The sequence below is a fragment of the Albidovulum sp. genome (assembly GCF_008933605.1).
In the GTDB taxonomy this organism is placed as follows: Bacteria; Pseudomonadota; Alphaproteobacteria; order Rhodobacterales; family Rhodobacteraceae; genus Albidovulum.
This window is the reverse complement of record NZ_WBUS01000023.1, coordinates 1-23,581: the sequence shown is the minus strand read 5'-3', so window position 1 is coordinate 23,581 and position 23,581 is coordinate 1. Positions and strand designations below refer to the sequence as shown.

The window sequence follows — 23,581 nt, the reverse complement described above, 5'->3', positions numbered from 1 at the left end:
CAATGCCCGTGTCCGGGATTGCCCGGTCACTCGGTGCGGACATCCTGCGCGGCCTTTCCGACGACGAGGCGCGCAAGAGGTTGGCCTCCTTCGGGCCGAACCGTCTGCGGGTCCATCGGCGCAAGCGCTGGCAGGACATCCTCGGGCACCAGTTCAGAAGCATGCTTGTCTGGCTTCTGGCCGGGGCGGCCGGATTTTCCTTCCTGCTCGGCGACCTTGTCGAGGGCGGCGCAATCCTGGCGGTGCTTGCCATCAATGCGGCGATCGGTTTCGGTACGGAACTGCGCGCCGTCCGGTCGATGGTGTCTCTGCGCCGGATCGCGCAGGTGCGTACACTTGTGCGACGGGATGGGCGGAACCGAAAGGTCGATGCCGGCAAAGTCGTTCCGGGCGATCTGGTCATCCTGGAGGCGGGGGACATCGTTACCGCCGATCTGCGGCTTGTCCGGGCATCGAACCTGGAAAGCAATGAATCGGTCCTCACCGGGGAACCGGTCCCGGTCGCGAAGGCGACAGATCCGGTCGCGGCCGATGCCCCCGTCGGCGACCGGGTCGGGATGGTCTTCAAGGGCACCGCGATCACCAAGGGCACCGGCGAGGGTCTCGTCACCGCGACAGGAATGGCTACGGAGATCGGCCGCATCAGCGCGCTGACCGAGGCCGCAGGCGAGGCCGAGTCACTCCTTGAACGAAGGCTTGACCGGCTCGCGCATAGGCTTGTCTGGCTGATGCTGGCGCTCGCCGTGGCCATGGTCGCCGGCGGGGTCGCCCACGGCCATCCCGTTACCGATATGATCAAGACCGGCGTCGCCCTCGCGGTCGCCGCGGTGCCCGAAGGCCTGCCTGTGGTCGCGACGCTCTGCCTGGCGCGGGGCATGTGGCGCATGGCGGCGCGCAACGCCGTCATCAGAAACCTTGCCTCGGTCGAAACGCTCGGCGCCACCACCGTGATCCTGACCGACAAGACCGGCACGCTCACCGAGAACGAGATGACGGTCGTGCGTCTTCTTCTGCCGGAGAGCGGCGTGAGCGTCATTCCCGGCCGCGCGCCGGAGGAAGGTCCGGAACTGGCGTTCCGCCTCGGCGCGCTCTGCACGACGGCGGAGCCCGGCGACGGACGTTCGGGTGGGCAGAGCGGCGATCCAATGGAACTCGCGCTCCTCGACGCCGCCCGCCAGGTCGGGATCGACAGGTCCGCCCTGGCGGACCGGTATCCCGAGGTTCGCGAGCATGCGTTCGATCCGGTGCAGAAGATGATGGCGACGGTTCACCGCGATGGTGACGGCTATCTCTACGCCGTGAAGGGCGCACCGGAACATGTGCTCGCCGCCGCCGACTGCGAATGGGATGGCCGGGCAACGCGCCCGCTCGACAAGGCCCGCCGGTCGGACTGGGCCCGGCGGCAGACCGAAGCGGCAGCCGGAGGGCTGCGGCTGATCGGGCTCGCCATGAAAAGGGCCGCAACGGCGACCGAGCCGCCCTACACCGGCCTGACGTTCGTCGGCATTGCCTGCCTGCGCGACCCGCTCAGGGCCGACGTCCCCGGGGCGATCCGCGCAAGCCAGCGTGCCGGTGTCCGTGTCGTCATGCTGACGGGGGATCACGCCGACACCGCCGCGGCCATCGCCCGCGACGCCGGGATCGGCGGCGACGAGCCGCGCGTGGTCGAGGGTCATGCGCTCGGCGCGCTCGACGCGGGAACGGCCGAGGAATCGGCACTCCGCCGCATCGCGGACGCCGACATCTTCGCACGTGTCGCACCCGAGACGAAGCTGTCGCTGGTCAAGCTGTTCCAGGACGCCGGGCACGTCGTCGCCATGACCGGCGACGGGGTGAACGACGCGCCGGCCCTGCGCAAGGCCCATATCGGGATCGCCATGGGCCGGCGCGGAACGGACGTGGCGCGCGAGGCGGCGGACATGATCCTGAAGGACGATGCCTTCGCCACGATCATCCTGGCCATGCACCAGGGCCGGGTCATCTTCGACAACATCCGCCGCTTCGTAATCTACCTGATGTCCTGCAACGTGTCTGAGATCCTCGTGGTCGGGATCGCCGTCGGTGCCGGCCTGCCGCCACCGCTCTTGCCGCTGCAGATCCTCTTTCTCAACCTCGTGACGGACGTCTTTCCCGCGTTCGCTCTGGGCCTTGGCCGGGGGGACGCAGGCGTCATGCAGCGGCCGCCGCGCGACCCGGCGGAACCTGTCGTCGGTCGGCCCGAGTGGGTGAGGATCGCCCTGCTCGGCATCATCATCACGGCGGCGACGCTTGGTGCTTTCTGGCTGGCGCTCGGCCGGCTCGCACTGCCGGGCGACCAGGCGATCACCGTGGCATTCCTCACGCTTGCGCTCGCCCAGCTCTGGAACGTCTTCAACGTGCGCACCGGCCGGAGCGGATTCCTCCAGAGCGACGTGGCGCGGAATCCCTTTGTCTGGGCTGCGATTGCGCTCTGCACGGGGCTCCTTGCTGTTGCGCTCGCCCTGCCGGAACTGGCTCTGGTGCTCGACCTGCCACACCCGGGAAAGGCGGGGCTGATCCTCGCCTTCGGCATGAGCCTCGTGCCCCTTGCGCTCGGTCAGGGTCTCGTCGCCCTCGGGGTCTACGACCGGCCGGGGCGGGCGTCGGATCGCGACCACCCAGGCGGCCGCCGGCGCGCCGCATAGATCCGTGCCATTGCCGTTGAGGCCAGGCGGGCGAGGACGCTGTCGGCGCGGCTCGTCAGGATGATCGGAACGCGGGCGCCAAGGACAATCCCCGCCGCCTCGGCTGCGGCAAGGTACACGAGCTGCTTGGCGATCATGTTGCCGGCTTCGAGGTCGGGGGCGACAAGGATATCGGCGTCTCCGGCGACTTCGGAACGGATGCCTTTCGCTTCCGCGGCTTCGCGCGAGATGGCGTTGTCGATCCCGAGCGGCCCGTCGAGCAGTCCACCCGTGATCTGGCCCCGGTCGAGCATCTTGCAAAGCGCCGCCGCCTCGATCGTGGACGGTATCTTGGGGTAGACCGTTTCCACAGCCGAAAGCAGCGCGACCTTGGGCAGCGCGACGCCCAGCGCTTGGGCGAGGTCGATGGCGTTCTGCACAATGTCGCGCTTCGTCTCCAGGTCGGGGAAGATGTTTATTGCCGCGTCGGTAATGAAGAGAAGTTTCGGATGCTGCGGCACGTCGAGCGCGAAGATATGGCTCATCCGCCGTTCCGTCCTCAGGCCGGTACCGGCGTCGACGACTGGCGCCATCAGCTCGTCGGTATGCAGCTTTCCCTTCATCAGTACCTCGGCCCTGCCCTCGCGGACCAGCGCGACCGCGCGCTCGGCGGCGGCATGGCTGTGGGGGGCATCGCAGATCTCGATTCCGCCCAGGCTCGCGCTCGTCTCATGAGCGGCGGCCTCGATCTTTGAGCGCGGGCCAACCAGAATGGGCACGATCATGCCCTTTGCGGCCGCGTCCAGCGCACCGGTCAGGGAAAGCGCATCGCACGGATGGACCACCGCGGTGCGGGCGGGCGGAAGTTCGGCGGCCACGGCGATCAGCGCGTGGAATCGGGCCGCCTTTTCGTGCGGGGCATCCGGTATGCCTCCGACGTCACCCTCCGCGAGGTCGAGCGTGACACGCCCTTGCGCGTCCTCCACGCGCACGACGCGGCCGCTCAGGCTGACCCGGTCTCCTATGGAAAGGCCTCTCGGCGGCTGGCGGTCGGTCGGCTTCATCGGATCTGGCCTCTTGCTGTAGCAGGTTCAGCGCCCGAAGACATAGGTTCCGGGTGCGGGGCAGATCGGCGCATATCCGGCATCCGGCGCACCCATCCGCGGCGGGCCGACCGGCACGCCGGAGTGGTCGTTCAGCCAGGCCACGAGCGCAGGCCACCAGGAGCCGTCACGCAGCGGCGCGGTCTCCATGAAACGGCCAGGATCAACATAGGTGTCGTCGCGGGACGCGTGAAACATGCGGTAGCGACGGTGCGGGTGGCCGGGTTCCGAGACGATGCCGGCGTTGTGTCCGCCGTTGGTCAGCAGGAACGTCACGTCGGTGTCCGCGGTCAGGTGGAACTTGTAGACCGATCGCCACGGCGCGACGTGGTCACGCTCGGTTCCCACCAGGAAGACCGGTACCCGGATGTCCGACAGGACAACGGGCTTGCCGTCCACCTCGTAGCGTCCCTCCGCGAGATCGTTGTGCAGGAAGAGCCGGTGCAGGTATTCCGAATGCATCCGGTAGGGCATCCGCGTCGCATCCGCGTTCCAGGCCATGAGGTCGTTCATGTGCGGGGCCTCGCCCATGAGGTACTGGCGGATCATGCGTGACCAGACTAGGTCGTTCGACCTCAGGATCTGAAACGCGCCGGCCATCTGCTGGGTATCCAGGTAGCCCTTCTGCCACATCATGTCTTCGAGGAACTTGATCTCGCTTTCGTTGATGAAGAGCGTGAGTTCTCCGGCCTCGGTGAAGTCCGTCTGGGCGGCCAGGAGCGTCAGGGTCGCGACCCGGTCGTCGCCGTCGCGCGACATGGCCGCCGCCGCGATGGACAGGAGCGTACCGCCGAGACAGTAGCCGATCGCGTGAAGGTGCGGCTCGCCGGTGATGGCAGCGACCGCGTCGACGGACGCCAGCATACCGAGCTTGAGGTAATCGTCCATCCCGAGGGTGCGATCCTCGGCATCGGGGTTCTTCCAGGAGATCATGAAGACGGTGAAACCTTGCTCCGTCAGGTATCGTACGAGCGAATTCGCGGGAGACAGGTCGAGGATATAGTACTTCATGATCCAGGCCGGGACGATCAGCACGGGTTCCGGACGGACCTTTTCCGTCACCGGGTCGTACTGGATCAGTTCGACCAGCCGGTTGCGATAGACGACCTTGCCTGGGGTGACCGCCACTGCCTCTCCCGGAGTGAAATTTTCGGCCCCTTCGGGCGGCGCGCCGGTCACTTGCCGATGCCAGTCGGACAGGAAATTCTGCCAGCCGCGAACAAGGTTCATGCCGCCCGTTGCGACGGTGCGCTGCACGACCTCGGGATTGGTCCAGGCGAAGTTTGACGGCGAGAACACATCAAGCACCTGGCGGGACGCGAATTCGACGGCGTTCTCGTGCTGGTGAGTCACGCCGCGGACGTCTGTCGTGGCGTTGTGCCACCACTGCTGCGTCAGCAGGAAGGACTGCGAGAGGACGTTGTAGGGCCACGTCCTCCAGCCGGGGTGATCGAAGCGGCGATCCTGCGGCAGCGGCCGGATGCAGGTCTCCGGCGCGTCGGGCCGGAACGCACAGGACGAAAGGAAGGAGGCGAGCCGCTGCACCTTCTGCCCGGCTTTCACGACAAGCTGCCCCTGCTTGCCGGGCGACGTCGCCAGGTGCATCGCCCAGTCCGACCATGCGCCCGCAAGCGCGATCGGCGACAGGCCCGCCGTGAAACGCGCCACCTGCGCCGTCAGACCCATGTCGAGATCCTGGAACAAGGTGTCGGCGGCGGCCATCGCAGCCGCAGACCCCGCGTCGGACAGGCACCTGGGTTCCCGGACGGGGGCCTTTGCAGCGGGAGATGGCCGATCCGCCTTCTTGCGTGCCGTTGCAGTCGGCGATGCCATGTGTCACCTCTCCGTCGCTCTGCGGTCCAGGCTCCCTTACCCCATAGGGACATGTCCGGACGATGATGCAAGTCAATCCGTCGTGCCGCATCTTGGGGCCGAAGGCCATCCCCAACGTCGTCGCACTGTCCCGGGTCCCTCGACGAAAATTTCTCGCAGTTGCCGGAACCGGACCGATCGCAGCGCGTTCAGGACGTGTCGGTTCTGCCAGACATGTTCCCTCGTGTTCACCGACCAACTTGAAGGCTCGTCCCCATCGCCTTCTCCTCCCCCGGTGCGTCCGTTTCAGACCGCCGGGGGCTCTTTCTTAAAAAAGTGATCCCCGGGTCATTCGACCCGGGGTGAAAGACAGCCTCCTGCCGGACCGTCAGTCGAGCTTGCGAACGATGTGGTCGGCGAACGCCTTGATCATCGCGTCGTAGTATTCCTGGCTGTCGGCCGTGAGCTTGGCGGGGTCGATGCCCTGCGGCACGAACGGGCTCGCCTCCTTGAACGTCACGGTCAGCGTGTAGGCATCGAACTTGGTGTTGTCGCTGTCATGCGTGACCGCGACATCGCCGACAAGCCGCGACTCGGCAGCGCCGGTGAGCTCCTGGTAGGTGTTGGCAAGCTCCACTTCGTCGATGTCGACGAGGATCTTTGCACCCTCCTCGCCGGTCTTGCCGACCAGATCCGCGACGATCGCATTCTCGAGATCGTCCGCGAGTGTCGCCCAGTGCGCCGCCGCCTTCTCGTTCTGGATCGCCGTCATGTCCGCCGTCACCTCCACCTCGCGCACTCTCGTTTCCGAGAGTGCAGGAAATACCGAAATGAATGCGAAGCTGGCGGCAATACCGAGGGTTTTGATCTTCATCATCTTGTTTTCCTTTCGTTTTCTATCGAGGGTTTTCGGCAGGGCGCGCGCCGGCCGATCCATTCCCAAACGCGGAAACGGATGTCCGGTTCCCTGGGCGGGCCTGTTCAGGCGGAGCTTCGCCGGTTTCCCCCGGGACAAAGAGCACATTCCCGCAAGGCGCGAGGAAGCGCCCGCGGAGGGCCGGAACCGACACGTTGGCGTCACGTTTGCCAACCATGCGCTTCGGCGCGTCACCAAACCAGAAAACGGAGACCAAGCATGAAACGGCTCATGATTTCGACCGCCCTGGCGACCCTGATCGGCACTGCCGCCATGGCGCAGGACAGCGTGTTCCGCGCTGAAAGCGATCCCCTGGAAGTCCATGCCAGCGAGTTCATCGGCAAGCGCGTTTATGCGTCCGAAGCCGCCGTGGACGGCGATGCGTTCGACGGCATCCAGGACGGATGGGAAGACATCGGCGAGATCAACGACGTGGTTCTGACCCGAGACGGCAAGGTCGAGGCCGTACTCGTCGACATTGGCGGATTCCTCGGCATCGGCGAGCGGCAGGTGGCTGTCGACATGGATGCGGTGCGCTTCGTCGCCGACAATGCGACGGCGGACGACGAGGCCGACTACTTCCTGATCATCAACGCGGCGCGCGCGACGCTGGAAGGCGCGCCCGAATACTCGTGGACCGAGGCACCGATGACCGGTGACGGCGAGGCGACCGACCAGGCCGCGGCAGCGGCGGACACCGCGACCGAAGCCGCCGGCGAGACGGCCGCCGAAGCGAGCGACGCTTCCGCCGCCGCGACCGGAACCACGGCCGATGCAACGGCCGAGGCAATGACCCGAGAGCCCATCAGCCGTGACGGATACGCGGCCCTTGCCGCGGCCGACCTCACCACCGAAATGCTCACCGGTGCCGCTGCCTACGACGCCAACGACGAATGGATCGGCGAGCTCTCCGAACTCATCGTCGACGAGCAGGGCAAGCTGACTGATGCCGTCATCGATGTCGGCGGGTTCCTCGGCATCGGCGAGAAGCCCGTGAAGCTCGCGATGAACGAGGTGGATATCCTGCGCAAGGGCGAGGGTGGCGAAGTGCGTGTCTACGTGCCGATGACAAGGGAACAGCTCGAAGCCCTGCCGACCTACGACAAGTGACTTCGGCTCATGGCGGTCGGGTACCCATCCCCGGCCGCCAGAGGGAATGCGGCCCGCCGGTGATCCGGCGGGCCGCATTTTCTTTTCCGTTCGGCCATGACATGCCGGCGGGTGCGACGCGCCGTTGCGGTCCCTTGCCGCACGAGAAAGGGCCGGGATCCTTCGATCCCGGCCCTCCCCGCGCCGCGCAACCAAGGGGAAGTTGTCGATACCGCGGCGGCGTCGCTTCCCGATCCGTCAGAGCGGGGGGTTGCCCCGCATCGCCCGTGCGATCATCGCCACCACGAACAGGATGAGGAAGATCACGAAAAGCACCTGCGCGATGCCCGCAGAGGCGCCTGCGATACCGCTGAAGCCGAGTGCCGCCGCGATCAGCGCGATGACGAGGAACGTAACAGCCCAACCGAGCATGGTCTTTCTCCTTCGCTGTGGACCTTGTCCTTGTGTGCCGGGTTAACGCCGGCGGCAGGCACGTGGTTCCCTGCCCTGGAGCGCGCCGTCCGCGATCCTGCACACCGGGGTCGAATCCGCCGAGCGAGGCCCGATTGTGCCCGCGGTGGGAACTGGCGCGAGACGGGCCGCGTTCTGTCCCCAGATCCCGTTGGCTTCTCAGGCCGAGACGGGGCAGTCCATATCCATGACAGGAGGTCGACGTGGCACAGGACAAGATCCGCGAGACGGTCGAAGACGCCGCAAGCACCCTGAAAGCTGCCGGCGCGGATGCGATCGAGGCCACCCAGAAAGAGGCCCGGGCGGTCCTCGGATCCGCGAGGGAAAAAGTGATGAGCGAACTCAGGGCGCAGGCCGATGCCGGGCGGGATTTCATCGCCGACAAGGCGCGCGACGCCGCCGCGAGATTGTGCGCGCAGGCCGCCGAGGAGACTGGATCGCTGCGCGGCCGCATGCTCGGCATCATCGCCGGAGGCGCGTCGGACCTCGCGCAGGATCTGCGACGGCACAGCCTGCCCGCGCTCCTCGCCGAGACCGAGGCCTTCGCGCGCCGCAACCCGGGCGCCTTTGTCGGCGGGGCTGCCCTCGCTGGATTCGCGCTCGCAAGGTTCCAACGTGCCACCGCCGCGCCGCGACATGCAACGCCGTCGATGGCGGATCGTGACGGCGCATCGCGCAGCCTTGGCGACATGGTCAGCCAGCTTCACACCGACCAGGACGGGGCGTGACCGTGCGCACGGAACGCGGGTCACGGCCGACGTCGAGCCTCTTTTCGGACGTTGTGCGTCATGTCACCGCACTGGTCCGAGGCGAAGTCGCCCTCGCCAAGGCGGAAATGGCCGAGAACGCCCGCCACGTGATCTCCGGCGTTCTGATGATCGCCGGGGCGGCGGTGCTTGCCGTGGTCGGGCTGAGCCAGCTCGCCGATGCGGCCGTTGCCGCGCTCGTGAGCATGGGCCTCTCGTTCGTTTGGGCTGCGGTGACCGTGGGTGGCACCGCAGTCCTGTTCGCCGCGCTCCTCGTGCACGAGGGGCTCGGTGCCTTCGAAAGGACAAACCTCATCCCGCGCCGCACGGTCAGGAACGTCCGTCGCGATGCGGAACAGATCAAGGAGACATTCAATGACCCATCACGCTGATCCCCGCGAGATCGAAAAGAACCTCGAGCGCGAGCGCAACGCCCTGGGCTCCGCCCTGGAAGAACTCCAGGATCGCTTCTCGACCGACTCGCTCGCCCGCGAGGCCCTCGGGATGATCAAGACGAACGCCGCCGCCTACACGCAGTCGATCGACCGGGCGGTGCGCGCCAATCCGGTGGCGCTGGCGCTGACGGGCGTCGGGCTCGCCTGGCTGATCTTCGGCGGGCGCAGGGTCGCAATAACGACCCTGCCCGCCGCGATCGACCGGTGGGAGGACGAAGGCGGAAACCCGCTTCCAGAGGGCTTCGAACCCGCCCTTGCGTCGGTCGATCCGGCGGAGGGCCGTTGGGCCCACCGGATCGACGTGCTGCGCCATCGGGCGTCGGCCGCCCTGCGCCGCCTGGAGCGGGACGCGCGTGGCCATGCCGGGGCCGTCCGCAACGTCGCGGCGGAGCGGAACAAGCTGCTCGCGGCCTTTACCGACGACATGCGCGAAGCCATGAGCGAAGGGCTCGACGACCTTTCCGCCTCAGCGCGCGAGAAGATCGTGAAGGCACGCGAATCCGCCTATGCCGCGCGTCTGAAGCTCGACAAGACCGTGCGTGCCGGCAGCCGCGAGGTGGAGCGGATGATCAACGAGCATCCCCTCGTCGCCGGGGCTGTGGCCCTGGCTGTAGGTGCCGCCGTCGCAGCCGCCCTGCCGCGGACGCGCGCCGAGGATCGCACCTTCGGGTGCGAGAGCGACCGTCTCATGGCGGCTGCCGCGAACCTCCTCCGGGAAGAGCGCGAACGGATCTCGCGCGTCGCGGGCGGAGTCACGGACGAACTCAAGGTCGCCGCTCAGGAAGCCCGGGGCGCCGTCGCGGAAGGCGCCGCCGACGTGGTCGCCCGCGTGAAGGAGCGGGCCGAGTCGGAGGCCGCGCGGACGCCGAGCCCGGGGCAACGGACCTGACCGTCCGGCGCGCCGTGACACGCGACGGCCATGTCCGGCCGCCCGCTGGTCCCGACAGGCAGGACACAGAGAGAGGTCGGCAGGTTGAGCGTCCCTGCCGGCCTTCCTGTGCGAGCTTGGAGCCCGGCACCGAGTGCCGCTTGCGCGAAAAAGAAGACGCCCTCCCCCAGCAGCTGGGGGAGGGCGCATCGCTTTCCGGCTGCGCCGGTCAGAGACCGCGCGTCAGAGACGGGAAACCCAGGTGTCCACCTCGCGTTCGGCGGCGTCCTTGGCATGACCGTACTTCTCCTGCACGAGGCCGACGAGCTCTTCGCGGCGACCTTCGATGCGGTGCCACTCGTCGTCGGTGATGTCACCCCACTTGGCCTGGGCCTTGCCCTTGAGCTGCTTCCAGTTCCCGGAAATCTGATCCCAGTTCATGATGTCCTCCATTTCTTGGGTGGGTTGGTACCATCTCAACGCCCCCAGACGGGTGGAGTTCCAGCCGGGTCGTGACCGGCGGCGGCGATCCGCGCACGTGGCGCACCCCTCCGCGCGGGAACCGGCGGCGACCCCGCGGCGTTCTCTCCGCGTCAGGGGGAAATTCATATGGAAAAGACGGAACGGCTGTCCCAGTTCGCGGTCATCTTCATCGCGTCGATCCTCGCGATTGCGGCTGCGGGCTGGGGAAAGGACATTCTCGCCCCGATCACGCTCGCGCTGGTCGCGGGCGTCGTCCTGTCGCCGCTTTCGGACTTCTGGGAGGGGCACGGCTATTCGCCCGTTTGGGGGGCGCTCCTCGGGCTTCTCGTGACGCTCGTCGTGGTCGGTGCGCTGGTGCTGGCGTTTCAGCCGGTCATCGCGGGCCTCGTCGAGCAGGCGCCCAAGGTCTGGTCCGACATGCGCGAGGTCGTGGCGAGCCTGCGCGGCCTTATCCGGGGCCTTTCCGAAGTCACCGAGAACGTCACGAGCGCCATCGCGCCGCAGGCAAACGCCGCGCCGGCCGCACCGGCCGACGAAGCGGTCGCCATGCCCTCGGTCTCGGACGCGATAATGGCCGCACCGCTGATCCTTTCGCAGATCCTCATCTTCGCCGGGGCGCTCTTCTTCTTTCTTCTCACGCGACGCGAGATCTACGGCTGGGTATCCCTGAGACTGTCGAGCCGTGGAGAGCGGGCCGAGCTCGCGCTGCGGCTGCGCCGGGCCGAGCGGAACGTGGCGCGCTATTTCTCGACCATCACCCTCATCAATGCCGCTCTCGGGGTGCTCACCGCGGTTGCGCTCCAGGTCATGGGCGTGGCCGATGGCATGATGTGGGGCGTGGTCGCCTTTCTCGTGAACTTCATCGTCTATCTCGGACCGACCGTGTTCGTCGTCGTCCTCCTGTTCGTTGGCGTGGCGGAGTTCGACGGCGCGATGTCGCTTGCCCCGGCCGCGTCCTTCATCCTCCTCAACACGATCGAAGGCCAGTTCGTCACGCCGGCGCTTGTGGGCAAGCACATGGCGGTGAACCCGCTTCTGGTCTTCCTCGCGCTCATCTTCGGGATCTGGCTTTGGGGACCGATCGGCGGGATCGTGGCGATCCCTCTCCTCCTGTGGGGTCTCGTGCTGAGCGACTCTCTCGCGCCCAGACCGCGCACGGCGTTGCAGGAGCAGGACGCGTGACGGGTCACACCAGCTCGGGCGGAACGAGCGGAAGGTCCTTGGCGTCGCGCTCCGCCGCGGCCACGTCGTAGGGAAGCACGAAGCCCCTGCGTTCCTCGGGAAGCGCCTTCAGGTTTGCGAGAGCCTGGGCGCGCCAGGCCGAGACGGCGCGCGCCGGGTCGAAGAAGGCCGCCCCGGCCCCGGCGGGAAGCCAATGCGCCATGACCCTCCGGCGCAGCGCGCGCACCTGGGTCCGGTCCGTGAGGGCAACGCCCGCCTCAGTATCCCACCTCAGGCTTCGGCCATTCAGGTTGGCCGAGGAGACGATGGCCGCATGTTCATCGAACACCGACACCTTGGCATGAATGTAGACGATTGGCGCCCCGTTCAGGTGATCGCGGCCATGGCCCTGGACGCAACGCCGCTCGGCCCCGCGGGGCTGGGCCGCGGCGCCGACGAAGATGCGGCGGCCAAAGGCATTCTGAATGATGCGGACCGCGCGGGTCTGAAGGAACTCGCCGAAGCGCGCGTCCGGCGAGATGCGGCGCGCGAAGGCGACCTCCTCGGGCGCACCGGGCAATATCAGGATCATCGACAGGTCGGGCCGTTCCTCGGCGAGACGCGCAAAGTACCGGGCCAGCTTCAGGTCGCGAAAGTACTGCGTTTCCAGATAGATCATCCGTCGCGCCTTACGCGCCATGTGCTCGTGGGCGTCGGCGATCTCCTGTACCAGCGGGGTCGGGCCGAAGGAAAAGATCGGTCGCGGAAGCGCGCGTGAAAGGGTTCGCAGGAGGTGACGATGACGCCGGGGTTCGCTCCGGCCGGCGGTCACGGCAAGAAAGGTCTCCAGATGTTGCTGGGCCTCGGCCACGGCGGGACCGGTCAGGAGAAGCTGGACATCGTGCCAGGTCTCGTCGGCGTCGCGGTCGTGCGACGGCGTGTCGAAGCGCCTCTCGTCGAGGTCGAGGCCGCCGATGTAGAGACGACGGCGGTCGAAGACGGCAAGCTTGTGATGGTGTGTGGCCGGGTAGATCCGGGGCAGCGGCCAGAACCGCGGCCAGAGCCGGCCGTCCGCGCGGGCGACGAGCCGCGAAGGCAGCCCCGGCATTTCGCGGAGTGCATTGGCCCGGATCTCGGGCGCCAGCCGATTGAGCCAGCCCGCCAGCCGCCATTCGCGCATGAAGATGAGCGGCCAAAAGCAGAGTCGCGGCGCAAGCGCGGTCGAAGCCGGATGCATGGCCGCCACCACCCGAAGCCGCGCCGGCGCTTCCGCGATTTCGGCGGCCGCGACAAGACCGCGGACGGATCGCCAGGTCGCCCGGTGGAGCCTTGGCATGGCGATCGGGTCGAAGTCGGTGATCGCTATGTTGATGGAAACGCCACGGCGAAGCGTATGGGTGACGAGGTCCGACCATCGCTCGCCGACCTGGCGCGCCTCGGGCGAGCGCAGTCGCGTTTCGGGATCGAAAATGCGGAAACCTGCCCAGATCTCTTCTTGCGCGGCAAGGAACTCGCGCTCAAGCGCCGGATAACACTCGGCCGCGGTGAGAAGGGTTTCGAACACCGGCTCGGCGGCGCGATATGAAAACCGTTGGAGCATCTGCCACCGCGCCCGCCGAAGGACCTGTTGCCATTTTGCTTCTCAACTCCGCACTCGGGCGCCCGGTTCCTTGTCAGGTGTCGCCCGGCGATTCAGCGGGCGGCTGCCGACGATCCTCCGAATCCGAGAGCGGGCGCAGCCCGAAGTCGATGGCCAGTTCGTAGGTTCCGTCACTTTCGCGGCGTTCGACGGTTCCGCCGACCTGCATCGCAAAGGCCGCGATGAGCTGGGTGCCGAGCCCGGCGCGATGGGCTGTGCCGGTCGTGTCGGCGGGCGGTCGCGCCGTCGTGTTGCGTATTGTCAGACATGCCCGCAATCCATCGGTCGACTTGAGGCTGACGCAGAGATCGGCCACGCGGTGCCCGGAATCCACGGCATATTTCAGGGCGTTGGTGACCGCCTCCGACAAGAGCAGCGCGAGCGGCACTGCCTGGTCCGGAACCATCCGGATATGATCGAAGTCGGTGTGCACGGAAATGCGCCGATCCGGGCGGTCGGACAGTTTGACGATCTGTCGCACGATCATCGAAAGAAGCTCGTCGGCGTGGATGTCTGACAGGCCGGCCGTCTGGTAAAGCTCGCGATGGATCGTGGCCAGGCTCATCACCCTGTCCTGCAGCCCCCGCATGATCGTCCGCGCCTCTTCCGATGAGGTTCGGCGCATCTGCATGTTCATGATCGAGGCGATGAGCTGGAGGTTGTTCTTCACGCGGTGATGCACCTCGCGCAGAAGCACTTCCCGCTGGTGGACCATGTCCTCGAGATGGGCCTCGTCGTGAAGGATTGTGTCGGTCATCTGTTCATAGGCTTCGGCCATTTCGCGGATCTCCGATGGAGCACCGCTCACGTCGATGTCGCCGACATGGCGGCTGCCGCCCGCGAAGGAGATCATCGACCGGCCGAGTTTCTGGATGTGCCGGATCACCTGGCGCTGCACCGCCAGCCAGGCGACAACGACGCTCGCCACCCACATGAGGAACGGGACCAGAACCGGGGCCGAGGCAAGAACGCTGGCGGCCTGCCCGCCGGCGCCGGCGTCCGGCCAGGAACCAAGCGCGAAGAGTTCCTTGGGCACCAGTGGAACTACCGAGAATGTCCGGTCGATCCCGGCCGCCGAGGGTGCGGAGAACGAGGCGGCCTTCTCGACGGGGAGCGTTGCCAGCGACCGATCGCCGGGAATGGCAAGGGCGACATCGTCGAGAGGAAGGGTGGATGTCAGGACGACCCCGCGCTTGTCGAACGTGATCATGGTCAGCGGGCGTTTCACGTCGGCCTCGCTGTCCTCGGCCACGCGAATTCCACTGTGGGGGATCGAGAGGCTGACGAACCCGCGATAGCCGCCCGCCGCATCGAAGACCGGATGGGTGATCACGAGAACCGAGGTTCCCGATACAAGGCCGACGGCCTTCACCGCGAAGGATGTGCCCCGGTCATGCGCTGCGCGCAGGAAGAGCGGATCGTCCTTGAAGCTGAAGATCCGCCCCGCAGAGTTGCAGGTGCTGATCCCGCTGAGCGGCACGAACGCGACAAGCGAGTAATGCGACTCCACTTCCAGCATCCGCTGCAGGAAGCCGGTACATGCGGCGTTGTCCGGCATCAGGGGCCAGATCGACTTCGAAAGGACCTTGGCGGCGCCACGCGCTTCCTGGATGTAGCGCAGTTCACCGCTCGCCGCGCGCAGGGTTTCGCCCATCAGCGCGGCCTCCGATCGCCCCCGCGATTCCTCGATCACGGCCATCGACTTCACCACGGAGATGACCGTGAGGGGCAGCAGAACGATCGCCAGAAGGAAGGCGACCCGGAATCCAAGGCCGTCGGCAGGATTGCGCCGCGTGGGCGGCTCCGTCATGCGGCCTGGGTCCCTGACGCTGCGAGCACGGCGCGCGTGTCTGCGTCTGCGCCCGAGATCGGATCCTCGCCCGGGCGGAGGTCAAGGAGTTCGCAAAGCCGTGCGCGCGCCCTGTTGACGCGGCTCTTGACCGTTCCGACCGCCACGCCGGTCATCTGGGCGACGTCCTCGTAGGAAAACCCCGACGCGCCCGCAAGGATCAGAACCTCGCGATGCTCGGGAGACAGGGCGCAGAACGCGCGGTGAAAATCGCTGAACGCCAGTCGCCCGTCGTGCGCGGGCCTTTCGTAGAGCTTCGCGGCATGCACGCCATCGGGGTCGGCCACTTCGCGCTTGCGCTTGCGCTTCATGGAGAAGAACGTGTTGCGGAGAATGGTGAAAAGCCAGGCGCGCATGTTCGTCCCGGCTTGGAACTTGTCGATGTTCGTCCAGGCCTTGATGATGGTATCCTGCACAAGGTCGTCGGCCGTGGCCACGTCGCCGCAAAGGCTGATCGCAAAGGCACGCAACGCTGGCAGATGATCCGGAAGCGCATCCCGGGCATCGGCGGTCATTGCTTGGATTCCTTCCGGCGAAGTTGCTCCAGCAGCTCCTTGAAACGGTCAGGGATGTGCTCGTCCAGCGCCTCCTGATAGACGCGCTTGAGGTTTTCATCGATCTGTGCCTGCAATTTCGCAGAGTCTCCGCCTTGCTTCATTTGAACCGCTCTGTCTGGCCAGTTTTTTCACGATCGTCCGGAACCTAACGCACGCGGGCCGCGTTGGTTCCGAAGAAAATTGAGATGGGAGAAAAAAATGTCGCCGAACGCCACAGGGGATTTCGCAACGTCTCTCGCTGCGAATGTGCCCTACCTGCGCCGGTATGCGCGGGCCCTGACCGGAAGCCAGGACAGCGGTGACCGGTACGCGGCCGCGACGCTGGAGGCGATCCTGCTGGACGACGGCGCCGCAAGATCCACGACCGATCCGAAGATCGGCCTCTTCCGCGCCTTTCACCTCGTCTGGTCGAGCGCCGGCGCCCCGGTCGGCGACGCCGACACGGCGCACTCGGCGCGAGCGCAGAGCCACATGGCGGGGCTCACGCCCAACACGCGCGAGGCGCTGCTGCTGCACGCGATCGAAGGCTTCAGCCAAGGGGATATCGCCCGGATCATGGACGTGACCCCGGACGAGGCCGGCGAATTCATCGACATAGCCCGGCGCGAGATGGAACGCGCCATCTCCGGCAAGGTGATGGTGATCGAGGACGAAGCCATCATTGCCATGGATATCGTATCGATCGTTGAGGATGTCGGCCACCGCGTGACCGGAGTTGCGCGCACCCGGACCGAGGCCGTCAGGCTCGCGTCGTCCAACCGACCGGACCTGATTCTCGCCGACATCCAGCTTGCGGACAATTCGTCCGGGATCGACGCGGTGAACGACATTCTCGCGCAGTTCGAAGACATTCCCGTCATCTTCATCACGGCCTTCCCCGAGCGTCTGCTGACGGGGAGCCGGCCCGAACCCGCGTTCCTCATCACCAAGCCCTTCTCGGAGGAGCAGGTGCGCTCGGCGGTGAGCCAGGCGATGTTCTTCGCCTCCACCGAGACGCTGGCGGCGTGACCGCGTCGGTGAAGTGAGAGAGGCCGGGCAGTCCGCCCGGCCTATTCTTCATATCTTCGCGGGCATCATCACTTCGCCGTGGCACGCAGCATCCACGCGGCTTTCTCGTGGAACGCCGAGCGGGCCGTGATCAGATCGGCCGTCACCGGGTCGTCGCTTTCCTCGGCGAGCTTGATGACTGCCTTGAGGCGGTTTGCGACCCGTTCGTGGTCCGAAGCGAGGTCCTCGATCATTGCCTGGGCCGCGGGCAGCTTGTCGGAATCCTTGACGATCGATGCCTCGATGACGTCTGAGAGCCGGGCCGGCGCAAGCTGGCCCAACGCCCGGATCCGCTCGGCAATCGCATCGGTGGCAGCGAAGAGATCCTCGTACTGCGCCTCGGTCAGCTTGTGGATCGGATAGAACAGGGCGCCCTCCACGTTCCAGTGATAGGCATGGGTCTTGAAGACCAGCCGGTAGGTATCGGCCAGCGCTTCGGCGAGCGCCTTGGCCAGCGGCTTGACCTTCTGCACACCGGTCTTCACGGACTCGGGCGCAGGGACGACTTTCATCGCGTCTTTCATGGCAGTTCCTCTCGTGGATTTCGGCACGGCCCGTTGGTGTTTTTCGGTCGTCGATGCCGACAGATGGATGCTTGATCAACGTCCGCGCGGCGCGTCGGTTCCCGCAACCCCGGGCGCGGAGAGCAGGGCGCACACGGATCGGGAGGTGAACGGCCGCAGGAGGACCGTCCAGGCGCCCGCGGCGAAGCCCGGCGTCCCGGCCTCGTCCTCCGCAACGTCCCCGAAAAGGACGACCCGCCCACCGCGGCTGTGCACGAGGGTGTCGACCCCAGCCCGTGCAGTTCTCCGTGGTCCAAGCTCCAGGAAGGCGACCGAGAGGACAGGGCTCGATTCGATCGCCGCGATTGCGTCGGGAAGGGAGGTACAGGCGAGGACGCTGGCCGCCGGATCATGGTCAAGAGCGATGCCGACGAGATCGTGTCGCACGATCGCGTCAAAGGCGAGGACGACATAGAAAGGCCCCCGTAGGGGCGCGGCGGTTGTGGAGTTCATGGTTCCCCTCGACATGGCCGCATGATGGAACCGGAACGCCCGGTCCGCATTTAAGTGCGACACACTTTCCGTAAGGGAACATCATGGCCGGAACGAGCTGCGTGAAATGTCCGCTGCGCAACCGATCCCTCTTCACGCCTTTCACCGACGAAGAGCTGGAATTCATGCAGTCGTTCAAGACCGGCGAGATGACGGTCGAGCCCGGGACCACCCTGCTCCTGGAGGGGTCGAACAGCCCGCAACTCCTTACCGTGCTCAACGGCATGGGCGTGCGCTACACGGCCATGCAGAACGGACGGCGCCAGGTCATCAACTTCCTCTTTCCCGGTGATTTCATCGGCCTTCAGGCAGGAATCTTCGGGGAAATGAAGCATTCGGTCGAGGCAACCACCGCGATGACCCTCTGCGTCTTCCGGCGCGACGATCTGTGGCGCTTGTTCCGCCAGAATCCGGCCCGCGGCTATGACCTCACCTGGATCGCCGCGGTCGAGGAGCACTTCCTGGGAGAGACGATCTCCTCTCTCGGCCAGCGCGACGCGATCCAGCGGATCGCCTGGGCGTTCGTGCGCATCTTCGAGCGGCTGAAAGCCTCTGGCATGGCCACAGCCGGCCGGGTCCCGCTTCCGTTCCGGCAACAGGACCTCGCCGACGCGCTCGGTCTGTCGCTCGTCCACACGAACAAGACACTGAAGGTCCTGCGATTGACCGGCCTTGCGCGATGGTCCGACGGTGAGCTGGAAATCGGCCGCATGGCGGAACTCGCCGAAATCGCCATGATCGAGCTCGAAAAGCCACAGCAGCGACCCCTGATGTAGGCCCGACGACCGGATACCGACCCCAGAGAGTCCCACGCATGCTTGCGACATCGGCACCGCGATCGGCCGCTCCAGCACATGTTGCGACGCGGGCGGGGCCGCGATAGAGCACGTTTCATGGTGCACAGGCTCGCCGCCGGCCAGAGGAAACGCGTCGTTTCTGCCCTCGGGATCGCGCAGACGATCGCCTGGGCATCGAGCTATTACATTCCCGCCGTCCTCGCCGCCCCGATGGCCGACAGTCTCGGCCTGTCGCCGGTCTGGGTCTTTGCGGCCTTCTCGATGGCCATGGTGGTATCCGCGGGCGTCGGACCCTGGGCGGGGTCGACGATAGATCGTCTCGGCGGGCGCGGCGTCCTGATGATCTCGAACTTGATCTTCGCCGCCGGCCTGACGGTCCTCGCGCTCGCACCGTCATCGGCGGTGCTCTTTGCCGGCTGGGCGATCATCGGGCTCGGCATGGGGAGCGGGCTATACGAGGCCGCCTTTTCCGCCCTTGCAGGGATCTACGGCCGCGAGGCGCGCGGCCCGATCACCGGCATCACCCTCATCGCCGGCTTCGCCAGCACCGTGGGCTGGCCGCTGTCGGGTCTCATGCTTGCCACCTGGGGGTGGAGGGAGGCCTGCCTCGGCTGGGCGGCGATCCATCTCCTCCTGGCCTTGCCGCTGAACGCACTGCTACCCTCGGCCAACGACCATCGGCCGGCGCCCAGATCCATGGTCGAAGACGGACCGCCGCCGTCGCCGGTCGCGCTGGCCCTGCTCGCCTTCGTTTTCGCAGCCACCTGGTTCACGTCCACGGCCATGGCCGCCCACCTGCCGGGTCTCCTGCAAGCCGCGGGGGCAAGCACTGGCGTAGCGATCGCTGCCGGCGCGCTGATCGGTCCGGCACAGGTCGCGGCGCGGCTTCTGGAGTTCGGGTTTCTTGGCCGGTTTCATCCGCTCGTCTCGGCGCGCCTTGCCGCGGCGACGCATCCTCTCGCGGCGGTGCTTCTGGTCGTTTTTGGCGGGCCCGCCGCCTACGCATTCGCGCTCCTGCACGGGGCGGGCAACGGCATCCTGACGATCGCGAAGGGCACATTGCCGCTCGCCCTCTTCGGCACAACGGGCTATGGCCAGCGACTCGGCTGGCTGAATGCGCCGGCGCGCGCCCTGCAGGCGGCGGCACCGCTGGTCTTTGGCGCGGCGCTTTCCGCATGGGGGCTCTCGGCGATATGGCTTACCGCGGGCGTCGGGCTCGCCGCAACCGCGGCGCTGATGATGCTCAGGCGGGCCTGAGCGCGTGATCCATGTCGTTTCGGCTGTGGCGACATGACGCTGGGGCATCCGTCGATGTCGCCAAACCGTGCGACGGGTCCCTCCTGCCCGCTAGTCTGGACGCACGAACCCCGGAACCGCCATGACCCAGCACCCCAAGCTTCTTTCGCCCATCGAACTTCGCGGCCTGACGCTCAGGAACCGGATCGTCTTCGGGGCGCATACCAACAACATGTCCGACATGGGCCTGCCCGGGCCGCGCACCGCCGCCTACCTCCTGGAGCGTGCGCTCGGCGGGGCGGCGATGATCGTGGCGGAGCCGATGCCGGTGCACCGGACGGGTGTGCTGACGCGCGGCAACTTCCTGCATTCGACCGACGAGGTCATCCCGCATTTCCGCAAGGTAACCGAACCGGTGAAGGAAGCCGGGGCCGCAATCCTGCAACAGCTTTACCATGTCGGTGCGCACGGCGATTCCGATCTCAGCTTCGCGCCCCACTGGTCGCCCTCGGGCCACGCGAGCTACCATGACAGCGACGGCTCCCACCGCATGACCGGAGCCGAGATCGAGGAACTGATCGACGCCCATGTCGCCGCCGCCGTGCGCTGCCGGAAGGCCGGGTTTCAGGGGGTGGAGGTCTGGGCGGCCTATCACTCGCTTCTCGACCAGTTCTGGACGCCCTGGTCAAATACGCGCGATGACCAGTGGGGTGGCAGCCTCGTGAACCGCACGCGGTTCTCCCGCACGATCATCGAGCGTATCCGCCGCGCATGCGGCGAGGATTTCATCATCGGTCTCGCCGTGTCCACCTCGGATGCCCATGACGTCACGCTGTCGGTCGAGAACCTTCTGGAAATCATCGCCCTCCACGACGCGACCGGCCATGTCGACTATGTCACCTGCGGTCATGGCGGATACCTCGACTTCGAAAGGCTGATGCCGACTTTCCTCTTCGCCGAGAAGCTGACGGCCCCGGTCACCGAGCAGATCAGGGGGGTGGTCAAGCACGCGAAAGTGACGTCCGAGGCTCATGTGCGCACGCCCGAGAACGCCGAGGCGATCATTGCTTCGGGCCAGGCGGACCTGGTCTCGATCGTGCGCGGGCAGATCGCCGACCCTCATCTGGCGCGAAAGACCATGGAGGGCCGGGCCGAGGACGTGCGCGGCTGCATTTCGTGCAACCAGATGTGCTGGGGACGGCGGTCCCGCGACTACTGGATTTCCTGCCTGATCAACCCCAGTGCCGGACGCGAATGGGAATGGGGCGGCGACCGCTTCACCACGGCGGAAGCCCCGAAGTCGGTGCTCGTCGTCGGTGCGGGCCCGGCCGGGCTGGAGGCCGCTCGGGCGGCGGCGGAACGCGGCCATCGGGTCGAGATCGCCGAAGCCGCGCCGCAGGTTGGCGGGCAGTTCAGGCTCGCGGGCATGCAGCCGCGCCGGGCACAGATACTCGACCTTCTCGACTGGTACGAAAGGCAGTTCGCGAAACTCGGGGTGGCCCTTCGCCTCAACACCTTTCTCGATGCGGATGACATCGCCGCCCATCCGGCCGAGGTCGTGATCCTCGCCACCGGCTCGCTTCCCGATCCGGAGGCGCGGCAGCGCTGGCTGCCTTCGGCCGGGCCGCTGCCAGGGCTCGAGAACGGCAGGGTCTGGGCGCCAGAGGAGGTCATGCGACGCGAGGCCGGGCTCGGCGACACCGTGATCGTCCTCGACGAGGGCGGCAACTGGCGCGGCGTCGGCACGGCCTGGATGCTGGCCGAGCAGGGCAAGCGCGTGGTGATCGTCACCCCCGACCCCTGTGTTGGCAAGGAGGTCGCGCGCACCTCGGCCGACGGCCCGGCGCGGGCCCGGCTCGCCAGGCTCGGCGCCCGGTTCGTGACCGAACATGTCGTCAGCCGCTGGCACGGCAACGGGGCGACCGTCCGCAGTCTGCTGACCGGCGATGAGGAGACGATCCCCGCATCGGGGCTCGTGGTTGCGACGACGAACGTCGCCTTCGATCCGTTCCCGGAGGGCTTCGGCGACAAGACCGTTTACCGCATCGGCGACTGCGCGGCCCCCCGCCAGGCCCCTTATGCCTTCCACGAGGGCCGCAAGGTCGCATTGCAGATCTGACCCTCGTTCCCGCTACGAGATGAAGGGGCGATCCCGTGGCGCGACGGGCCGGGGCATTACCGGTGCCGCGCTTCCCTGCAGATCACGGGATCGATGACCGGGCCGCGGAGACATTGAAGGTGGACCGCTTCAGGATCTCGCCGTCCTCGTTCACCGTCAGTCGCAGGGCGCGTCCCGCGTGGTAGAACGTCAGCCTCCAGAGGCCGGCATCCTCGCCGTGTCCTTTCTCGCAGCGGGAGGTGATCCGGCCATCCTGCATGGACGCCCTGATCTCCGCGGCGGGGCGTCCGAAGGCGACGGAAAGGACCGCCGCATCCACGACGAAGCTGCCCCCCTCGTGCTCGACAGCGTTCATTCGCGATCCTTCCAGTAGCCGTTCGCCGCCGCGACGGTGGCGAAATGCGTCGCCACGACCTGGCTGACCGCGATCAGGGCCTCGGCGTCCTCGGCATAGACCGGCCGGAGCCGGTCGCGCACCGCCGCGTCAGGTTGTGTCATCTTCACCGCGACGCGGGCGAGCTTGACGGCGAGATCATAGCCTTCCTGAGGAGTCGCGGTCCTGAGTGTCGGGAGCCAGTCTGTCATCGGTGCGCCCTTTCTTCGGCGGGTGGGGATCAGGTGGAATGACGCGCCAGGCCGCGCCCTCGGGGTCGGCGAACTGCCCGTTGCGCAGGGCCCAGAAGAAGGCGGAAAGTCCGGTCAGGCCAAGGCCGATCGAGACCGGGATGAGGATGGCGAGGCTCATGCGTCATCTCCGGCGATGGCGCGCCAGGCGTGCCAGGTGCCGTGGCCGAGAACCGGGAAGATGACGACCAGCCCGATCAGCCCCGTGGCGGCCGACACGGCCAGACCGGTCGCCACGAGGGCGCCCCAGGCGAGCATGGGCCCCAGGTTCTGGACGGTCATGGCAAAGCTCAGCCCCATCGCGGTCAACGCGTCCGTCCGGCGGGCGACAAGCATCGGAATGGAAAAGACGCTGATCGCGAAGGCGAAGGCTGCGAACAGCCCGCCCACCAGCATGCCTGTCGCGATCAGCGCCCATCCCCGGGGTGTCGTCAGAGCGTTTTTCAACGCTTCGGCGGCTCCGGGAAAGGGTGTCAGGCCGAAGAACAGCGCGTAGAGAAGATCCGCCGCCCTGAGCCAGAAGAGGACTAGAAGGCCGAGAAGAAGCCCGGCATAGGCCAGTTGCGCGCCTGCGGCCGGCCTGAGCGCCAGCATGTCGGACAGGCGCGCCGTCCGGCCTGCGGACCGGCTCCGGCTTGCCTCGTAGAGCCCGATGGCCAGGAACGGGCCGACGATGAGAAAGCCGGCGATGGCCGGAAGCGCGAGGTAGAGCAGGCCGGCTGCGTGTAGCGCCCAGAGGACCGCGTAGGACAGGAGCGTCAGGAACAGCCCGTAGGCGAGGCTCGGACCGGGCGCGGCCACCAGGTCGCGCCAGCCGTGCCCGAGCCATGCCAGGGCTGCGCGCGCCGGCAGGTTCCGCGCAAAGCGCGGCGCCGGGCGGACCGGGCTGCGCAGCGTGGGAAGCGGTTCCAG

Annotated in this window: 25 protein-coding genes; 10 read left to right on the top strand and 15 right to left on the bottom strand. The window is 67.0% G+C overall.

What is annotated here, in order from left to right; translation table 11 throughout:
• Positions 1–2 precede the first annotated feature (2 nt).
• The gene (locus tag F9K34_RS05265; RefSeq protein WP_291335858.1) at positions 3–2,663 is read left to right on the top strand and encodes a cation-translocating P-type ATPase; all 2,661 of its coding nucleotides are present in this window, start codon (positions 3–5) and stop codon (positions 2,661–2,663) included.
• Here F9K34_RS05265 and F9K34_RS05260 read toward each other — a convergent pair.
• From F9K34_RS05260 to F9K34_RS05250, 3 genes are all read right to left on the bottom strand, one after another.
• On the bottom strand, positions 2,600–3,706 hold the full coding sequence (locus tag F9K34_RS05260) for a bifunctional enoyl-CoA hydratase/phosphate acetyltransferase (RefSeq protein WP_291335857.1): 1,107 nt from the start codon (positions 3,704–3,706) through the stop codon (positions 2,600–2,602). The two genes, F9K34_RS05265 and F9K34_RS05260, sit on opposite strands and share 64 nt — an antisense overlap.
• 27 nt (positions 3,707–3,733) lie before the next feature.
• The gene (locus F9K34_RS05255) at positions 3,734–5,467 is read right to left on the bottom strand and encodes a PHA/PHB synthase family protein (protein ID WP_291335856.1); all 1,734 of its coding nucleotides are present in this window, start codon (positions 5,465–5,467) and stop codon (positions 3,734–3,736) included.
• Between the two features lie 478 nt (positions 5,468–5,945).
• Positions 5,946–6,434, bottom strand: coding sequence for a hypothetical protein (locus tag F9K34_RS05250; RefSeq protein WP_291335855.1), 489 nt, complete (start codon positions 6,432–6,434; stop codon positions 5,946–5,948).
• A 258-nt stretch (positions 6,435–6,692) separates the two neighbouring features.
• Between F9K34_RS05250 and F9K34_RS05245 the strand changes: the two genes are divergently transcribed.
• A complete protein-coding gene (locus tag F9K34_RS05245; RefSeq protein ID WP_291335854.1) occupies positions 6,693–7,583 on the top strand; it encodes a PRC-barrel domain-containing protein in 891 nt (296 codons plus the stop codon).
• A gap of 237 nt (positions 7,584–7,820) precedes the next feature.
• On the opposite strand, the gene F9K34_RS05240 is transcribed toward F9K34_RS05245, so the two are convergent.
• Entirely contained in the window at positions 7,821–7,994 is a 174-nt protein-coding gene (locus F9K34_RS05240) for a DUF1328 domain-containing protein (RefSeq protein ID WP_291335853.1), read from the bottom strand.
• Positions 7,995–8,236: 242 nt separating this feature from the next.
• Here F9K34_RS05240 and F9K34_RS05235 point away from each other — a divergent pair, with 242 nt between their 5' ends.
• Genes F9K34_RS05235 through F9K34_RS05225 form a run of 3 tightly spaced genes read left to right on the top strand, consistent with a single transcriptional unit; the run spans position 8,237 to position 10,123 of the window.
• The gene (locus F9K34_RS05235) at positions 8,237–8,761 is read left to right on the top strand and encodes a hypothetical protein (RefSeq protein WP_291335852.1); all 525 of its coding nucleotides are present in this window, start codon (positions 8,237–8,239) and stop codon (positions 8,759–8,761) included.
• Positions 8,758–9,171 (top strand): phage holin family protein, encoded by a 414-nt coding sequence (locus F9K34_RS05230; protein ID WP_291335851.1) that lies wholly within the window; start codon positions 8,758–8,760, stop codon positions 9,169–9,171. The genes F9K34_RS05235 and F9K34_RS05230 overlap by 4 nt, the downstream gene beginning before the upstream one ends.
• A complete protein-coding gene (locus tag F9K34_RS05225; RefSeq protein WP_291335850.1) occupies positions 9,155–10,123 on the top strand; it encodes a DUF3618 domain-containing protein in 969 nt (322 codons plus the stop codon). Before F9K34_RS05230 ends, F9K34_RS05225 begins: the two co-directional genes overlap by 17 nt.
• Before the next feature lie 222 nt (positions 10,124–10,345).
• Here the strand turns inward: F9K34_RS05225 and F9K34_RS05220 are convergent, their stop codons facing one another.
• On the bottom strand, positions 10,346–10,543 hold the full coding sequence (locus F9K34_RS05220; RefSeq protein WP_291335849.1) for a CsbD family protein: 198 nt from the start codon (positions 10,541–10,543) through the stop codon (positions 10,346–10,348).
• A gap of 168 nt (positions 10,544–10,711) precedes the next feature.
• Here F9K34_RS05220 and F9K34_RS05215 point away from each other — a divergent pair, with 168 nt between their 5' ends.
• A complete protein-coding gene (locus F9K34_RS05215; protein ID WP_291335848.1) occupies positions 10,712–11,767 on the top strand; it encodes an AI-2E family transporter in 1,056 nt (351 codons plus the stop codon).
• A gap of 4 nt (positions 11,768–11,771) precedes the next feature.
• Here F9K34_RS05215 and F9K34_RS05210 read toward each other — a convergent pair whose 3' ends face one another.
• The 4 genes from F9K34_RS05210 to F9K34_RS05195 all read right to left on the bottom strand — a co-directional run bounded on the left by F9K34_RS05210 (position 11,772) and on the right by F9K34_RS05195 (position 15,865).
• Entirely contained in the window at positions 11,772–13,310 is a 1,539-nt protein-coding gene (locus F9K34_RS05210; protein WP_291335847.1) for a phospholipase D-like domain-containing protein, read from the bottom strand.
• A 109-nt stretch (positions 13,311–13,419) separates the two neighbouring features.
• A complete protein-coding gene (locus F9K34_RS05205; RefSeq protein ID WP_291335846.1) occupies positions 13,420–15,195 on the bottom strand; it encodes a histidine kinase dimerization/phosphoacceptor domain -containing protein in 1,776 nt (591 codons plus the stop codon).
• On the bottom strand, positions 15,192–15,749 hold the full coding sequence (locus F9K34_RS05200; protein ID WP_291335845.1) for an RNA polymerase sigma factor: 558 nt from the start codon (positions 15,747–15,749) through the stop codon (positions 15,192–15,194). Before F9K34_RS05200 ends, F9K34_RS05205 begins: the two co-directional genes overlap by 4 nt.
• Positions 15,746–15,865 carry a NepR family anti-sigma factor gene (locus F9K34_RS05195; protein WP_436405710.1) on the bottom strand — a complete coding sequence of 40 codons (120 nt, stop codon included), beginning with the start codon at positions 15,863–15,865 and terminating at the stop codon, positions 15,746–15,748. Before F9K34_RS05195 ends, F9K34_RS05200 begins: the two co-directional genes overlap by 4 nt.
• Positions 15,866–15,989: 124 nt before the next feature.
• On the opposite strand from F9K34_RS05195, the gene F9K34_RS05190 reads away from it, so the two are divergent.
• Positions 15,990–16,799, top strand: coding sequence for a response regulator (locus F9K34_RS05190; RefSeq protein ID WP_291335843.1), 810 nt, complete (start codon positions 15,990–15,992; stop codon positions 16,797–16,799).
• Positions 16,800–16,867: 68 nt separating this feature from the next.
• Here the strand turns inward: F9K34_RS05190 and F9K34_RS05185 are convergent, their stop codons facing one another.
• Positions 16,868–17,362 carry a Dps family protein gene (locus tag F9K34_RS05185; RefSeq protein ID WP_291335842.1) on the bottom strand — a complete coding sequence of 165 codons (495 nt, stop codon included), beginning with the start codon at positions 17,360–17,362 and terminating at the stop codon, positions 16,868–16,870.
• Between the two features lie 75 nt (positions 17,363–17,437).
• Positions 17,438–17,854, bottom strand: coding sequence for a hypothetical protein (locus F9K34_RS05180; protein ID WP_291335841.1), 417 nt, complete (start codon positions 17,852–17,854; stop codon positions 17,438–17,440).
• A gap of 83 nt (positions 17,855–17,937) precedes the next feature.
• On the opposite strand from F9K34_RS05180, the gene F9K34_RS05175 reads away from it, so the two are divergent.
• The 3 genes from F9K34_RS05175 to F9K34_RS05165 all read left to right on the top strand — a co-directional run bounded on the left by F9K34_RS05175 (position 17,938) and on the right by F9K34_RS05165 (position 22,045).
• A complete protein-coding gene (locus F9K34_RS05175; protein ID WP_291335840.1) occupies positions 17,938–18,669 on the top strand; it encodes a Crp/Fnr family transcriptional regulator in 732 nt (243 codons plus the stop codon).
• A gap of 117 nt (positions 18,670–18,786) precedes the next feature.
• Entirely contained in the window at positions 18,787–19,947 is a 1,161-nt protein-coding gene (locus F9K34_RS05170; protein ID WP_291335839.1) for an MFS transporter, read from the top strand.
• Positions 19,948–20,068: 121 nt separating this feature from the next.
• Positions 20,069–22,045, top strand: coding sequence for an FAD-dependent oxidoreductase (locus tag F9K34_RS05165; protein ID WP_291335838.1), 1,977 nt, complete (start codon positions 20,069–20,071; stop codon positions 22,043–22,045).
• 82 nt (positions 22,046–22,127) lie between these two features.
• On the opposite strand, the gene F9K34_RS05160 is transcribed toward F9K34_RS05165, so the two are convergent.
• The 4 genes from F9K34_RS05160 to F9K34_RS05145 form a co-directional block, all read right to left on the bottom strand.
• Positions 22,128–22,400: a DUF6522 family protein gene (locus F9K34_RS05160; protein ID WP_291335837.1), complete on the bottom strand. Its 273-nt coding sequence runs from the start codon at positions 22,398–22,400 to the stop codon at positions 22,128–22,130.
• The gene (locus tag F9K34_RS05155; RefSeq protein WP_291335836.1) at positions 22,397–22,630 is read right to left on the bottom strand and encodes a hexameric tyrosine-coordinated heme protein; all 234 of its coding nucleotides are present in this window, start codon (positions 22,628–22,630) and stop codon (positions 22,397–22,399) included. Before F9K34_RS05155 ends, F9K34_RS05160 begins: the two co-directional genes overlap by 4 nt.
• Positions 22,578–22,790 (bottom strand): cbb3-type cytochrome oxidase assembly protein CcoS, encoded by a 213-nt coding sequence (gene ccoS, locus F9K34_RS19040; RefSeq protein ID WP_366557797.1) that lies wholly within the window; start codon positions 22,788–22,790, stop codon positions 22,578–22,580. Before ccoS ends, F9K34_RS05155 begins: the two co-directional genes overlap by 53 nt.
• Positions 22,787–23,581: DUF2189 domain-containing protein (locus F9K34_RS05145; protein WP_366557796.1), on the bottom strand; the 795-nt coding region annotated here is incomplete at its 5' end. The genes F9K34_RS05145 and ccoS, both read right to left, overlap by 4 nt.